14 protein-coding genes are annotated in these 13,928 nt (G+C 42.7%); all 14 read left to right on the forward strand.

The annotated features are described in order from the left end of the window. Positions 1 to 704: 704 nt before the first annotated feature. The 14 genes from GCWU000325_RS09545 (at position 705) to GCWU000325_RS09605 (ending at position 13,897) form a co-directional block, all read left to right on the forward strand. A complete protein-coding gene (locus GCWU000325_RS09545; protein ID WP_006256366.1) occupies positions 705 to 2,015 on the forward strand; it encodes an N-acetylmuramoyl-L-alanine amidase in 1,311 nt (436 codons plus the stop codon). 109 nt (positions 2,016 to 2,124) lie between these two features. Beyond that, the gene (locus tag GCWU000325_RS09550; RefSeq protein WP_006256368.1) at positions 2,125 to 3,051 is read left to right on the forward strand and encodes an MlaD family protein; all 927 of its coding nucleotides are present in this window, start codon (positions 2,125 to 2,127) and stop codon (positions 3,049 to 3,051) included. A 244-nt stretch (positions 3,052 to 3,295) separates the two neighbouring features. Beyond that, a complete protein-coding gene (locus GCWU000325_RS09555) occupies positions 3,296 to 3,856 on the forward strand; it encodes a hypothetical protein (protein ID WP_006256369.1) in 561 nt (186 codons plus the stop codon). A gap of 43 nt (positions 3,857 to 3,899) precedes the next feature. Next, positions 3,900 to 4,331 carry a hypothetical protein gene (locus GCWU000325_RS09560; RefSeq protein WP_006256370.1) on the forward strand — a complete coding sequence of 144 codons (432 nt, stop codon included), beginning with the start codon at positions 3,900 to 3,902 and terminating at the stop codon, positions 4,329 to 4,331. 504 nt (positions 4,332 to 4,835) lie between these two features. Further along, the gene (locus GCWU000325_RS09565) at positions 4,836 to 5,363 is read left to right on the forward strand and encodes a hypothetical protein (RefSeq protein ID WP_154646638.1); all 528 of its coding nucleotides are present in this window, start codon (positions 4,836 to 4,838) and stop codon (positions 5,361 to 5,363) included. A 357-nt stretch (positions 5,364 to 5,720) separates the two neighbouring features. Then, complete coding sequence (locus GCWU000325_RS09570) at positions 5,721 to 7,046, forward strand: leucine-rich repeat domain-containing protein (protein ID WP_006256373.1); 1,326 nt, start codon at positions 5,721 to 5,723, stop codon at positions 7,044 to 7,046. 315 nt (positions 7,047 to 7,361) lie between these two features. After that, positions 7,362 to 7,880, forward strand: a complete 519-nt coding sequence (locus tag GCWU000325_RS09575) for a WG repeat-containing protein (RefSeq protein WP_154646667.1) — start codon at positions 7,362 to 7,364, stop codon at positions 7,878 to 7,880. A gap of 327 nt (positions 7,881 to 8,207) precedes the next feature. Beyond that, complete coding sequence (locus GCWU000325_RS12575; protein ID WP_006256376.1) at positions 8,208 to 8,339, forward strand: hypothetical protein; 132 nt, start codon at positions 8,208 to 8,210, stop codon at positions 8,337 to 8,339. Then, positions 8,340 to 8,615, forward strand: a complete 276-nt coding sequence (locus GCWU000325_RS12580) for a hypothetical protein (RefSeq protein WP_006256377.1) — start codon at positions 8,340 to 8,342, stop codon at positions 8,613 to 8,615. Positions 8,616 to 9,322: 707 nt separating this feature from the next. Beyond that, a complete protein-coding gene (locus GCWU000325_RS09585) occupies positions 9,323 to 9,802 on the forward strand; it encodes a hypothetical protein (protein ID WP_006256379.1) in 480 nt (159 codons plus the stop codon). Further along, positions 9,789 to 10,187: a hypothetical protein gene (locus GCWU000325_RS09590; protein WP_004346459.1), complete on the forward strand. Its 399-nt coding sequence runs from the start codon at positions 9,789 to 9,791 to the stop codon at positions 10,185 to 10,187. The genes GCWU000325_RS09585 and GCWU000325_RS09590 overlap by 14 nt, the downstream gene beginning before the upstream one ends. Then, positions 10,184 to 12,244 carry a bifunctional DNA primase/helicase gene (locus GCWU000325_RS09595; RefSeq protein WP_006256380.1) on the forward strand — a complete coding sequence of 687 codons (2,061 nt, stop codon included), beginning with the start codon at positions 10,184 to 10,186 and terminating at the stop codon, positions 12,242 to 12,244. The genes GCWU000325_RS09590 and GCWU000325_RS09595 overlap by 4 nt, the downstream gene beginning before the upstream one ends. Beyond that, on the forward strand, positions 12,232 to 12,540 hold the full coding sequence (locus tag GCWU000325_RS09600) for a helix-turn-helix domain-containing protein (RefSeq protein WP_006256381.1): 309 nt from the start codon (positions 12,232 to 12,234) through the stop codon (positions 12,538 to 12,540). Before GCWU000325_RS09595 ends, GCWU000325_RS09600 begins: the two co-directional genes overlap by 13 nt. Positions 12,541 to 12,943: 403 nt before the next feature. After that, on the forward strand, positions 12,944 to 13,897 hold the full coding sequence (locus GCWU000325_RS09605; RefSeq protein ID WP_006256383.1) for an Abi family protein: 954 nt from the start codon (positions 12,944 to 12,946) through the stop codon (positions 13,895 to 13,897). Positions 13,898 to 13,928 lie beyond the last annotated feature (31 nt).

Below are 13,928 nucleotides of genomic sequence, written 5' to 3' on the forward strand. Positions count from 1 at the left end.
CCCATATATCATGAAATATTATGCCCTTTCATCCTGAAACAGAGGTCGAGGGGGATGTGTACACTATGGGCAATCGGATGCAAAGTCTTGCTTAAATCGATTGGGAGTTAATAGTTTGTTGGATAAAACCGTCGTTTGCTGCGCTAAGTATCAATAGGCTTCCGTTGCGTTTTAATCTTCAAGTCTTGCCAAAGCGCCTATGAGATTGATTGAGTGTGAGGTGCGCGATTCGAGGTTTGTATAGGCAAGTTTTGATCACAGTCTGATTACGGACGAAGTTCTGTTGAGGTCTTTGCCGTGGAGTAGCGGAAGATTTCATTTATTGCCCATCAAAAGCGAAAGTCTATGAGGCTGTTTGTTGCGGAGTGGCTTGAGAATTTAATATTGGCCTTCAAAAGTGAAGTCTGATGCGTCTGTTTGTGGCGGCAGGGTGGTGTGGATGTCATAGCAAAGAGGCTTTAGAAGAGCCTTACGAGTCATTTCTAACATACTAATTGAGTGGACGTCGTCCAAGGTCACTGCTTATACCGACTGTATTATCCGTCTCCTTTGACAAAGAGCAGGCTTTCTTTGGTCTTCTGCCGACTTTCTCCTATCTTTGCTCCGTTCATGGGGCTGATTCTCTACGAAAAGCAAGGCTTCACCCAACGAAAAGGCAGGGCATTGGCCATATATTGGTTTTAACCGCTTGCTTTAAATAAACTATGACCAAAAGACTGGTAACGTATATACTACTTTGTTTGTGCTTGCTGTGTGAGGCTGCTTTTGCCCAGAATGGTAAGCGCTTTACGCTTGTTATCGATCCGGGCCATGGCGGTAAGGATACAGGCGCGCCAGGTGCGTACTCTGTGGAAAAGAATATCAACTTGAAAGTGGCGCTGGCTTTCGGTCAGCTCGTAGAGCGCAACTGTCCCGACGTGAAAGTCATCTATACCCGCAAGACGGATATATTTATCCCTTTGCAGACCAGGGCTGATATAGCTAACAACGCCAAAGCTGATCTCTTTGTTTCTATTCATACAAATGCTGTCGATGGCAATCGTTCGGCTTATGGTAGCGAAACGTATACGCTCGGTATGGCGCGTGCTGAAGCCAATCTTGAAGTGGCAAAGCGTGAAAACAGTGTGATTACCTACGAAAAGGATTATCGCCAACGCTATGAAGGCTTTGACCCACGCAAGAGCGAAAGTTATGTGATCTTTGAATTGATGCAAGATCGCTATATGAAGCAAAGTGTAGATTTGGCGCAGGCTATTCAGCGTCAATATGTACGCAATAACCGGCGAGATAAGGGCGTGCATCAAGCCGGATTCTTAGTCTTGCGTAAGACGTCTATGCCCGCCGTACTCACAGAGTTGGGCTTTATCACGACGCCCGACGAAGAGGCTTACCTCAATTCCGATCGTGGCGTCATCACGCTGGCCACGTGTATCTACAACGGCTTCCTCCAGTATCGCAAGATGTATGATCGCACGGCCGTAGGCTTGCCACAACCGATATTTACCGGATCCGACGAACCGACTGCTGCTGAGGGAGATAAAAATACGCCGCCCGCGGAAGTCGTCCCTATGCCGTCCTCAGTATCGCAGCCGACAAGACCGGCTGAACGTGTGATTGCCGTAGATCCTGCCTCGTCGAAAGCTGCCACGACTAAGCCGAGCACTCGAACACAAGCGACCACAACGGCTGCTCCGGCAAAATCTGCCCGACTTTCAACAAAAGAAAAGGACGGCAAGGCTGCAAAAGTAGCCGGCAGTAATAAAAACATCCAAAAGACAAGCAAGGGCTTGCACTATCGCATACAGATAGCCGTCAATTCAGACCGTCTGTCTTCCGAAGACAAACAGTTTCGCGGCTTGGACCACCTTTATATCTTTAAAGAGGGCGGGCGGTTTAAGTATGTAACGGGCATTTACGCCACAAAAGCGGAGGCGCAGGCAGCCCTCAAAGAGGTGAGAAAGTCGTTTGCTGACGCCTTTATCGTCAAGTTTAATGGAGACACCCACGTACCTTGATGGTAAGCCGATCATCAACATAGTCATTTACGTAAACACAAGCATCAACAAGTAGCCTTCCGGTCAACTTCTTGACAAACAGAGGCGCACCTATTAACACAACGGACTTATGAAAATATTTAACAGGGAGGTTAAGATCGCACTTACAGCCATCGTGGCTATTGTGCTCGTCTATTTGCTCATCAACTTTATGAAGGGCATCAATGTCTTTAAGTCGAGCAATACATATTATGTGCGCTTTGATAACATTGCGGGCTTAGCGGTCTCCAATGCCGTGTACGCCAATGGTTATCCCGTCGGCATTGTGCGGGGTATTCAGTATGATTATGGCAATCACGAGCGTGTCGTTGTGGCAATTGAATTAGATAAGGAAATGCATATGCCTCGCGGGACAAAGGCTGAATTAGTCACTTCCTTAATGGGCGGTGTGACGATGTCGTTGATGTTAGGACCTAACCCGACGGACAACTTGGCGCAGGGCGATACCATTAGCGGCGGTTTGCACGAAGGTGCGGTCGAAAAAGTGGAGGCACTGATGCCTACGATAATGGATATGCTGCCTAAGTTGGATTCGATTGTGACGAATGTGGCGCGCCTCTCAGCTGATCCGGCTTTGGCACAAACGCTACGCAATACGGCAGAGATTACGAATAACCTCCGGCGCACATCGGCCAAACTTGATGCGATGGTCGGACGCGACTTGCCGCAGATGATGCAACACTTGAATAATACGAGTCGCAACGTCGAGCGCTTGAGCAATAATCTGGCGGCGATCAACCTGCAAGAGACGATGAATGAGGTTAATGCTTCACTGGCTGAGGTTAGACAATTCTCAGCTAATATCAATGCGATGACCAACGACTTGAATAGCAAGTTGAACAGTCAGGATAATACCTTCGGCTTATTGCTGAATGATCGTAAACTTTACGATAATCTAAATCGTACGGTAAGCAGCGCCGACTCACTGCTCATCAACGTTAAAGCGCATCCGAAGCGCTACGTCCATTTCTCCATCTTTGGGAAAAAGGACAAGTAGTCCTTTCTCTTCAACGATTTAACCGCCTACTTTATCCGCGACGCTCGTGGGGATGGAGTAGGCTGTTTAGTGGATAACCGCTCAACCGGATTTTCGACCCTAACAGGCCGCCTTATAATGCGCTATCAGAAAGTAATTTATTTATACCCGCATCTTCCGAGCATACGATAGCACATGCCTTTATAACGAAGAGAAATAGGAATGAAATGCCCCTTGGAAGAAACCGAATCTCCAATAGTTTGAAATGAATGAAGCTATAGAAAACATTATTGTCGCATTGCCCCCACATAAACAACTATTGTTTGGCACCTGTTGCCTTAAAAGGATAGAGAATCATCTTTATAAGTTTCTCGAAGATAGAAGTGAGAAATCTGCTTCTATTGCAGTAAGTGCACTGACTGATGTGTTGTTTCTTGGCTGCCTATTGGATAATTTCGCCTCTATCGGGACGATGTTTACCGAAGAAGAACAGACCTTTATCGATTCTCTGATACCCGATACCGACGTCGATGGAAGCAAGGGTGCTGTGTTTGCGCAAAACGCAGCAATAGCTTTGGCTTATTGTATTCGCTTTGCAAAAGAGCATAATAGTGATTTTATCAACTATTGCGGGCTTAAACTGCTCGAAACCGTTGACGTTATGGGATTTGATACAAATGAGAAAGAACAATCAGACCGGCTCGTTTGGCAAGAAATAGCGGTGCAACAGAAAATAGTAAAGTTGGTAGATGCTATGAGCGACAACTTCGATGAAGCCGACTTAGAGGCACTGAAAGAAACCATAAGGCTGTTGGCAGTTGGCTAACATCTTGAACGAACGGAGAATAAACTTTTGTAAAGCAATTTTTATGCTGTCGGAAAAAATAAAGAACTACTTGATAGAATCGCGTTTGTACGATGACACGGCAGATGAAGCCTATCAAAAGGTAATGTCAAACTTAGGGATTGACCTTGAAACCCCTTTTGCGCAGTTTAATCTTTATACGAATGCCGTAACGTTTACGGGCAATCGTGCCGAGCTATATAATGTATGTTGGTTCGCAATAAACTCGATTTACTACGAACAAATGGCGTCTATGAGATCTGTTTTCAGACTGCCTGAGGAGTACATTCCGCTCGATAGCTTTGAAGGAGAGGGTGGATTTTTCTACAATAGGAATACGGGTGAGGTGTTAGAACTTACTCTTGGGAAGGTGTATGAGGACTTTCAGCAGGGCAGACTAAAGCCCCAATGGCCCGATTTTAACACCTTCCTTGAATGGTACTTCGACCTATCGTAACTTCATTGCGCAAGTAACGTGGGGTCTACTGTCTGTTTTATGCCAAGGAATAGGCCCTACAACATAAAATCGCCGTTCGGAAAACTTCCAAACCGCATACAAGTTCTGCCTGAAGTCCTTTAGCATAGGACTTCGGATCGGCTTTTTCAAAGTAAGCTCCCCTTAGTCGAACGGCGATGGTTTCGGCGGTGAAGGTTGAGTTCTTTCAGTCCGGCCGTCGGGTTGCGTCTGAATGATGCTGTCGATGTGACGGATTTGAGGTTCCATCTTATCACGGCTGCACGAAGTGAGCATTAGCGTCGACAAAAATAAGAGAGATAAGATCGGCTTCATCCAATATCGAATGTAATGGCGATCCTATTGTTCCGCCTTATCATAAGGTGTTCTTAGCCATCGGCTCAACTTATTCTTTTGTTGTTGTCGACAATAACAATGACAACCTCACTTGGAGCTTTGCAGACGGTGCTATGATGTATATGTCTATGCACACTTCAAAGAATGCTGATGACGGAAGCTCCTTACACATTGCCTTTCTTCGAATCCTTTGCCGGCGGGAAAGGCGCCAGATATTGGGCCTCAGACGTCAGAAGAGGAAACAGTGAAGAAGGATTTGGCTTCACGAACCTCTACTATGTTGATAATGATAAGGGCTGCGCATTATACAATAGTACTTCCCATAATGGCGAGGCTGTGCTCACCTTCGGAAAGATATCTCTCTCAGGTGACGCAATTCCTTTTCTCTATTTCTATTACTATGCGTTGCCTGGCGAGGCTATGAAGCTTAAGGTGCTCGCTTACAAAAACGGTGGTTCTGCTGATACGCTCAAGATTATCGACAACAATGCACTGTCCGGACACGACGGCTGGCTCATTCTTACAGTGCGCAGCGGCATTGATAAGGTCACAACGAACGACACGTTCGATGTATTCACTTTACAAGGTGTTTGCATCAGACGTCAAGCTACGAGCCTTGCCGGATTGAAGCTGGGCGTCTATATCGTCAATGGTAAAAAGACGACAATTGGTAAATGATTTAGTGAATAGATGGTTCATTTAGCATCGCAAGTTGCTTATAAATGAACCCAAATTGTAAGGCAGTCGACTTCTTTATTAGTTGTTGACTGCTTTTTGGGGACATTACCATTTCAGAAACTTTGTCAGTGGTAATCATCGCTGTATGTATTTTTAAAGTTAAAAAAATAATAGCGAGATTACCAACTTTTCATGGAACGTTCTTATCCCGAACTGGTGTAAGGTTTACAAAAAATGATAAGAATGCTTGATATTATGAATCCTTATTTCTATCTTTACACATCAATGTAGAGAACAAACGCTTTATTGTTGTTTGTATAAATAGTACATTAATTGTTAATCCTAAAAACCGAAGAAATGAAAAGATCATTTACACAAGTCATCAAAAATGCAAAACAGTTGATTTGCACAGTTATCCTTACTACAATATTTCTAACTATCCATGGTGTTACAATCGAGGCTTCCAACGTCATTAAGATGAAAACATTGCGCAGCCCTAAAGAACAGATTAAACTCGTAATAAATGGAAGTGGAGAGTACAAGGTAGAGGGAGCAAAGCCGGCTACAATTGGCAATGGAGAAGCGATACTCACCTTAACGTCACAAAATGTGAACATAATAGGCGACATAACAAAATTCGACTGCTCGGATAATGACCTTAATTCACTTGATGTGAGCGGATGTATCACTCTCACTGAACTACTATGCTACGAAAATTCCTTAACTGAACTTCTGCTTGACAAAAACAATAATCTTGTGAATCTATCATGCGATTATAATTCTATTGAATCACTTGATTTAAGCCATAATCCTCTACTTAAAGATCTCCTGTGCCCGTACAATCGCATTAAGCATCTTGATTTAAGAAATAATAAACAACTCACTTCTCTCTATTGCTTCAGTAATCAGATTGAGGATATACAATTGGCTGATGAGAATGCCATTGAAGAAATTCTATGTAGCGGCAACGAGTTACGCAGTTTGAATTTGCAAGGATGCAAGAATCTTCAATTGCTGGAATGTTACTACAACAATATAGAATCACTTAACCTTGCGACGAATTCAAAACTCACCAAATTATCGGCTAAGAATAATCTGTTGAAGACATTAGACTTGTCAAATAACGTGAAACTTACCGTACTATCTTGTGCCAATAATAAGCTTACATCCATCTCCCTTCCAGAAAACTCCACGTTACTGTCTGTAACCTGCTTTAATAATCAGCTAAAAGGCGACGCTATGAAAAACCTTATGAACAGTCTGCCCGATATAAATGGGAAAAGTATTACAGGTGAAGGCGGAGGAGAAATCATGATTGTCAATACATCTGTCGAGGACAAAAATGTATGCTATAAAAGTGATGTGAAAATTGCTACAGACAAGGGATGGAAAGTGATGGACTTTAATGGTGACTATACCGAACGGCAAGCGTATGTTGGTGAAGATAACCCTGTCTCGGGTGTGAATGGCGTTAAGCAAGAGCCCTTAAGGGTTTCAATTAGAAACGGAAAGGTTGCGATTATCGGCAGTTTCAAGTGTGCACAGCTTTACAATGCCAACGGGCAACTGCTTCTTACCACAACCGACCATGAATTGGACACCGGTTGTTTGACGCCCAGTGCATATATACTGCAAATTGACGGCAACAACCAAATGAAATCAATGAAGTTCCTCATCAAGTAAAACCACCTCTCAACCAAATGAAAGATGTTGTATCACACGATTGTTATGATACAGCAGTCCGTTTACTTGGACGTGTCGGACTTGCCGATGAAGAAGAGGTGTTATCAGCAATCGCAACCAGTTCATCTTGGGACCTTCGGGCAGTAGCATGAGTTTCTGTTCTATTTTCTTTGTGTTTCGATTTCACCTAAATTCTAAGTTTGCAATTCATATTGCAAACTTAGAATTTAGGTGAAATCGGAAAAGAAGTAAAAGGAAATGGATACTTCAACAGATGCGGTACAACGATATTGCATGAAATTAAAAAAGAATGAAATGAGAACCTCAATCAAGCTCTTCACAACCATTTTTACTCTTGCTCTTTTGTTTTCCTGTTATGGAAAAGAAGATGACAGACTGTTCGCAATAGAAAAAGATGAACTATATGGATACTCCAATGCTAAAGGTGATACAGTCATTGATTGCGTATTCCCATTGGTCTATACAGATACCATTACTCGAATTGGGTTTGTTTCAGACAGTATAGGACATATTAAATGTTTCAATCATAAAGGTAAATACCTCTTTGATATTTTTAAGTATGATAACGGCCCTGACTATCCCAGCGAAGGGCTTTTTAGAATTGTAGACAAAGAAGGACTTATCGGGTTTGCTGACACCATGGGGAACCTCATCATTCCTCCAAAATACAGATTTGCATACCCTTTCAAAAGCGGGGAAGCCAAGGTTACTGATAAGGGAACGCTGTTGGTAGACAGTCAAGATATAGACCGCCACGAATATTGGCAATCTGGTAAATATAAATGGTATTTTATATCTCACAAAAAGAAATGACTTACCTACAGAAATATAGGGTCCTCTGTTTATATTCACGACATATTAGAATTACAGAAAAGTTATATAGATTGAGGTAGCTCCCAAGTCTTCCATTACTCTAATGTCAAATCGGTTTATGTTCAAGAAATAAAAACAATATGAAGAGATTAGCATTATGTTAGTAGGCCTGACTTGCATGTTTTGCAATTGTACAGCGCAAACTGCACCGTTATCAGGAAAAGCCAGCAAACAACAAAATCAGAACAAACTACAGCTACCAGACGCCAAAGGACAGAAGCATACACCAGCTTACCGCATTATATCTGTTGAGAGCACCTCTACACTATGAGGATAGGTAAGGCTTTTGCCGGCGTACACAAAAAGAAGGCTAATACATGGCTTATCAGTGCCGTGATGAAAAGCTTGGATACAAAATGGCAGAATCATCCGCTTCTCATTACAACGAAAGATGTATGAGTGCTTAAAGACAGTCTGCAGAAAGATGCAATAACTATTATTGCCTTGAAATCTGCCGAGACTGGTTGGAACATCAGTACTTTGGACAAGGAATATGTTATGATAGACGAATGCAAAGCGCCCTTGTATGCATTTTTATTCTTTATAAACGGCAGTGTTTACATTATCTACATTACCCCATCATTCCAAATCTTGGATAATGAGATGCGCTCTGTTATCGATAGAAAAGATTTATACGAGAGTATATTGATGTCGCTTCTGAAATCTTTCAAATAGCGTATCGCACGTGCAGGCCAAACAAGCAATACTTACAAACTAATTTGGCGAAAATCTACGTATGAGGTGATTATAAAAAGAAATTTCCTCTCCAAAACTTATGTGTATAGAGAATCTTCTTTTTACGATTTTAGCGCCTGGAGCCTCTTCTACATGTTCACTCCGACGCTTTGCGGTCCGGCATACGGAACTATACAAAAAAAGATCGTTGTAAAATTAAGGTTTTACAACGATCTTCTGCTTTTTGAAGGCTTATTTGAAGACCCTCGTGAAGGCTTTCTGAAGCCTATCAGCGGAGAGAGAGGAAAATGAACCTTTTTCTCAACTCCTTGTATCATAGCAATTTATACTTTCCAGTTTTCTCTCTGTAACCAAATTGTAGCCACAAGAGAGTATTTTGAGAGTACCCATAGATACTGTTATGAGAAATACACACTTGTATTTATCGCGTTCAAAGGTACAAAAAATATGAACTGCCGCCAAATATTTGATTGAAAATCTTTTAGAAAGATTCCGGCTACAATTTCAGTGCACGGTGCAAGCCCTTATATATAAAGGGACTTGCACCGTGCACTGACGGCCTATGCCATTGAGGAATAATAAAAAATGCAAATGGTATCATATTGCCAACATTGGCAATCCAATATTCTTAAAAAAGGTTTATTTCTTTGAAACTTTGCACCTATAAATCAATTTGACAAATAAATATGGATAAGAAGATGATACCTCAAAAGGGAGAGGGACGCTTGTTTATCGTGCTTCCCACTCTTGAAATCATGCTGTCTTCTTGCAACAACAGCAAGATGAGAGCCCAAGTTGCCGATATGGAGTATTCCAACTTCAGAAAGCATTGCAAGATGCAGACAGATTTGAGAATTGACACCTATACCAAATGCGCCTCCGCATTCGACATGGATGTACTTCTTTTGCATCTTCCCAAAGGAATGATAGAATCTTTGGTACATACCACCGAAGATAAAGACCATCGTTTCTTCACAATTGAGAAGGAAGACCTCATCTTTTTGTTGAACAGGCTCTGTCAGGTAGATCACAAAAGAATGATTCAACATATCATACTTCTTGCCAACCGTATAGTAAAAAAGCAAGACAACCTATCTACATTTCGTAATTTAATGGCAGCTATTGAGGAACTTATCCAAAAACTGATGCGTGATGACAGAGAATAACATGCTTCCTTCCGCCCTTTTGGAAGAAATACATTCCTTGAAAGAAAATATGGAACGGATTACAGGCTTCATCCTTGAACTGAAACAGGACTATGCCGTGTTGGAAGAAAAGATTGAGCTGAATTCTTCTGACGTCCTGCGACTTCTCGGCATATCCAGAGCTTCACTTGCGCGATGGAGAGACAGCAAGGTTGTCCCTTACCGTTATGTTTCCTGCAATCACGTGGTCTATCCCTTCAAAGGACTGTACATTGCAATCAAGACGGGACGCGCTTCCTTCAAAGGCTTTCGCAGGGTGGAAGCCCTTCAAAGGCTCAATGCCTACAAAGACGGTATATTGAAAGGCTATATGGGAGACTCACAAATTTTGTTTGAGGAACTATGAACATTAAGGAAGAAATCTTGGAACATACAAACAGGGGATTGGAAGTCTTCAGTTTCTATATGCCGATTGACTTTGTTCCGAAACGGAATTTTCGAAATCCACTATATGAGGACAGACGGGCTTCCTGCAATATCTATTTTGACACGAGATCGAAGTGCTATCGGATGAAAGACTTCGGTAACGAAATGTATTCCGGCGATTGCTTTTGGTTCGCAGCCGCAATACAAGGCTTGGATATGCGGAGAGACTTTATGAGGGTATTGAAGATGATTATCAATGACCTGCAACTGAACATTCCATTACCGTACCATGATTGGAGTGAGAAAAGCAAGTCGAATGCCAATATTCCTCCCAAACCTCCCATATCCGTGAATGCCAGTAAGCAGGCAGGCTCCAAGAAATGGTTTAGGATCGCAGAACAATCTTACAAGGATAACGAACTTGGATTTTGGGCACGGTATGGTATCGGAACGAAAACCCTGCAGCGCTTTCAGGTCAAGTCCATAGCCCGTTTTGAGTCGGTTTCAAACCAAGGAAAGGCATATACCATTCATTCTTCTTCGGAAGAACCTATGTTCTGCTATTCCATGAGGAATTTTGTTAAAGTGTACCGTCCATTCAGTAAAATGCGGTTCTTGTATGGAGGAGAAAAGGCAGAAGATTATGTGTTCGGATTCGAGCAGCTGCCCAACAAGGGCGACATACTCTTCATCACGGGTGGAGAAAAAGATGTGCTTTCCCTCTCCGCCCATCATTTCAATGCCATCTGTTTCAACAGCGAGACTGCACAAATCCCGGAAAGCATAATCGAGAGCCTGCTGCTTCGTTTTCGCCACATCATTCTCTTATACGATACGGACGAGACCGGACTCAGGGAGGCTGAACGGCAAGCGGAAGTTCTGTCCACTTATAAGGTACTTACCCTGACGCTCCCCCTTCAAGGCATCAAAAGCGAGAAAGACATATCCGATTACTTTGCCTTAGGGCATAATGAAAAAGAATTGAGAGGGTTGCTGTCAGCCATGCTCTCCCAGATTTATACACAGACCATCATGATGTTACGTTCATGTGAAATAGACTATGACAATCCTCCTGACGCTTCAATGTCCGTTGTAGCTGTGAATGGAGTGCCACTTGGTACACAGGGCAACTTGTTTTGTATTACGGGCGGCGAAGGTACGGGCAAAAGCAATTATGTGGCTGCCATTCTTGCCGGGACATTAGGATCAGAACGGTTACCTTCCGAGAGAACATTGGGATTGGAAATTACGCCCAACCCTAACGGCTTGGCGGTATTACACTACGACACCGAACAGTCCGAGGCACAACTGCACAAAAATTTGGGTAAGACCTTACAACGTGCTTCATTGAAAACCGTACCAGAGTTTTACCACTCCCTATATTTGGCTTCGCTCTCCCGTAAAGACCGACTGAAACTTATCCGTGAGAGTATGGATTTGTTTCACCACAAGCATGGAGGCATCCATCTCGTGGTGATTGACGGCATTGCCGACCTGATACGATCAGCCAATGATGAGACGGAGAGCATTGCCATCGTTGACGAGCTTTATCGCTTGGCAGGGATATACAATACCTGTATCATCTGCGTGCTACACTTCGTACCGAACGGTATCAAACTTCGCGGGCATATCGGCTCGGAGCTGCAACGCAAGGCGGCAGGCATTCTCTCCATTGAGAAAGACGACAATCCCGAATACTCTGTGGTGAAAGCTCTGAAAGTCCGTGACGGAAGTCCGTTGGATGTGCCGATGATACTTTTCGGCTGGGACAAGGCAGAGGATATGCACGTCTATCATGGCGAGAAGTCCAAGGAGGACAAGGAAAAGCGCAAGACCGATGAACTCATTGCCGTTGTCAAGGAAGCCTTCCGACATTCTTTCAAACTCACTTATCAAGAACTCTGTGATGTTCTGATGCGCGAAATGGAAATCAAGGACAGAACTGCGAAAAAATACATCGCCTATATGAAAGAACAACGTATCTTGGCACAAGATACTAATGGTAACTATCAAAAAGGGGAACTATGCCGTACTTAGACCATCAGCCTGAAGACACATGGCAGAAACGCCTGTTTGATAAACTGAAGAATATGGAAGACAAGCTCGACCGTCTGCTTGTCCTACGGGAACAGGAAGTAGATATAACTGTTCATCCTCCTTTGAAACCGGAATACTTGGACATCATAGATGTCTCCAAAATCTTGAAGGTGGAACAAAAGACTGTTTACAACTGGGTTTGGGCAGGGAAAATCCCTTATCTCAAAGCCAATGGACGATTGCTTTTCCTTCGGGAAGAGATAGATGAAATGGTACGAAAACGGGAGGGATGGTAATTCCTTGCTGCCATCAAAGACTATTGGCATTTATTTTGCAAGAAAGAGAAATAATGCGTACCTGTTGTAACAGAAAGTTAGTTGCGGATTTTTCGCACTTCAACGATAACAGTACTCGTTTGGCATACCGTAAGATCTGCCGGCGAGTCTATTTTACAAACTATGCCCAATAAGGAATTGCGCCTGATACTGTTTGATGCCATTAGGACAGCCTTACGGACAAAAATGATTTATCATTTCTGCATTTGATACAGCTCTTGATGAAAAAATCATCGCTTACAATGATTTTTTTGCATTTTCCTTGCGTATTCAAAAAAAACAGTTAACTTTGCAGTCAATATGACCTCCCACGCTTCCCATTGGAACAGCGCACCCGGGGAGGTCTTCGAGTTTATATACGGTTATGAGGTACGAAAAGAAGCCGATAGACACGTCTGAGCAGGTAAAAAAACTGCACGATCGAGGACTTGATATTGGAAATGAAACACTTGCTGCCCAATATCTTCATAACATAAGTTATTATAGGTTACGAGCATATACATACCCTTTCCAAAATAATGAGGAAGGCGCTAATCACGAGTTTCTGAGAAAGGACATTTCTTTTCAAGATGTGATAGACCTTTATTGTTTTGACAGGCGTTTACGCTCTTTAATCTTCAATGCCATTGAAAAAATCGAGGTGGCATTAAGGACACGAATTGCCTTAACTTATTCCGTTGATGAGAATGATGCCTTTTGGTTTCTCAATCATAAGCTATACTTTCAGCACGATAAGTTTATCGCATTGACACGCAACGAGGTCATAGACGGTAAGCCTGTTGTGGGTGATTTGATGAAAGAGGTCAAGCGAAGTAATGAGGAATTTATAGCCCATTATTATCAAAAATACAGCGAGCCTGCTTTTCCGCCGGCATGGATGACCTTAGAGGTTGTTTCTATGGGAACATTGAGTAAGTTGTTTTTTGCCTTGGACAAGAATAATCCTTCAAGTAAAACCATATGCAGGGATTTGGGGCTTTACAATGTCGATATTCTGAAGAATTGGATGCACGGTTTATCGTCCTTGCGCAACACCTGTGCCCATCACAGTCGTGTATGGAATCGTCGCTTTACGATAGGATTGAAGTTTCCTTATAGGACGAGCCATCCTTTCCTGTCAAAGCAAGAGGTTGCAACGATAAGGGACAATAAATTGTTTGCCTACCTATCTGTAATTTTGTATTTACAACAAATAATCAGTCCTGACAGCTCATTTAGAAAGAAATTGCTCAACCTGTTGGATGAATCTCCTAAATTGGTAGTCTTGAAAGATATGGGCTTTCCTGAAAATTGGAGAGAATACACTTTGTGGAAATAATATAATATGATGTGGGTGTGTCATTTTGACA

Origin of the sequence: Alloprevotella tannerae ATCC 51259 (assembly GCF_000159995.1) — a bacterium.
GTDB lineage: Bacteria > Bacteroidota > Bacteroidia > Bacteroidales > Bacteroidaceae > Alloprevotella > Alloprevotella tannerae.

What these genes read in the sequence shown, in the direction of transcription:
- GCWU000325_RS09545 (WP_006256366.1), top strand. Translation starts at nt 705, where the DNA reads ATGACCAAAAGACTGGTAACGTATATACTACTTTGTTTGTGCTTGCTG.
- GCWU000325_RS09550 (WP_006256368.1), top strand. Translation starts at nt 2,125, where the DNA reads ATGAAAATATTTAACAGGGAGGTTAAGATCGCACTTACAGCCATCGTG.
- GCWU000325_RS09555 (WP_006256369.1), top strand. Translation starts at nt 3,296, where the DNA reads ATGAATGAAGCTATAGAAAACATTATTGTCGCATTGCCCCCACATAAA.
- GCWU000325_RS09560 (WP_006256370.1), top strand. Translation starts at nt 3,900, where the DNA reads ATGCTGTCGGAAAAAATAAAGAACTACTTGATAGAATCGCGTTTGTAC.
- GCWU000325_RS09565 (WP_154646638.1), top strand. Translation starts at nt 4,836, where the DNA reads ATGACGGAAGCTCCTTACACATTGCCTTTCTTCGAATCCTTTGCCGGC.
- GCWU000325_RS09570 (WP_006256373.1), top strand. Translation starts at nt 5,721, where the DNA reads ATGAAAAGATCATTTACACAAGTCATCAAAAATGCAAAACAGTTGATT.
- GCWU000325_RS09575 (WP_154646667.1), top strand. Translation starts at nt 7,362, where the DNA reads ATGAGAACCTCAATCAAGCTCTTCACAACCATTTTTACTCTTGCTCTT.
- GCWU000325_RS12575 (WP_006256376.1), top strand. Translation starts at nt 8,208, where the DNA reads ATGAGGATAGGTAAGGCTTTTGCCGGCGTACACAAAAAGAAGGCTAAT.
- GCWU000325_RS09585 (WP_006256379.1), top strand. Translation starts at nt 9,323, where the DNA reads ATGGATAAGAAGATGATACCTCAAAAGGGAGAGGGACGCTTGTTTATC.
- GCWU000325_RS09590 (WP_004346459.1), top strand. Translation starts at nt 9,789, where the DNA reads ATGACAGAGAATAACATGCTTCCTTCCGCCCTTTTGGAAGAAATACAT.
- GCWU000325_RS09595 (WP_006256380.1), top strand. Translation starts at nt 10,184, where the DNA reads ATGAACATTAAGGAAGAAATCTTGGAACATACAAACAGGGGATTGGAA.
- GCWU000325_RS09600 (WP_006256381.1), top strand. Translation starts at nt 12,232, where the DNA reads ATGCCGTACTTAGACCATCAGCCTGAAGACACATGGCAGAAACGCCTG.
- GCWU000325_RS09605 (WP_006256383.1), top strand. Translation starts at nt 12,944, where the DNA reads ATGAGGTACGAAAAGAAGCCGATAGACACGTCTGAGCAGGTAAAAAAA.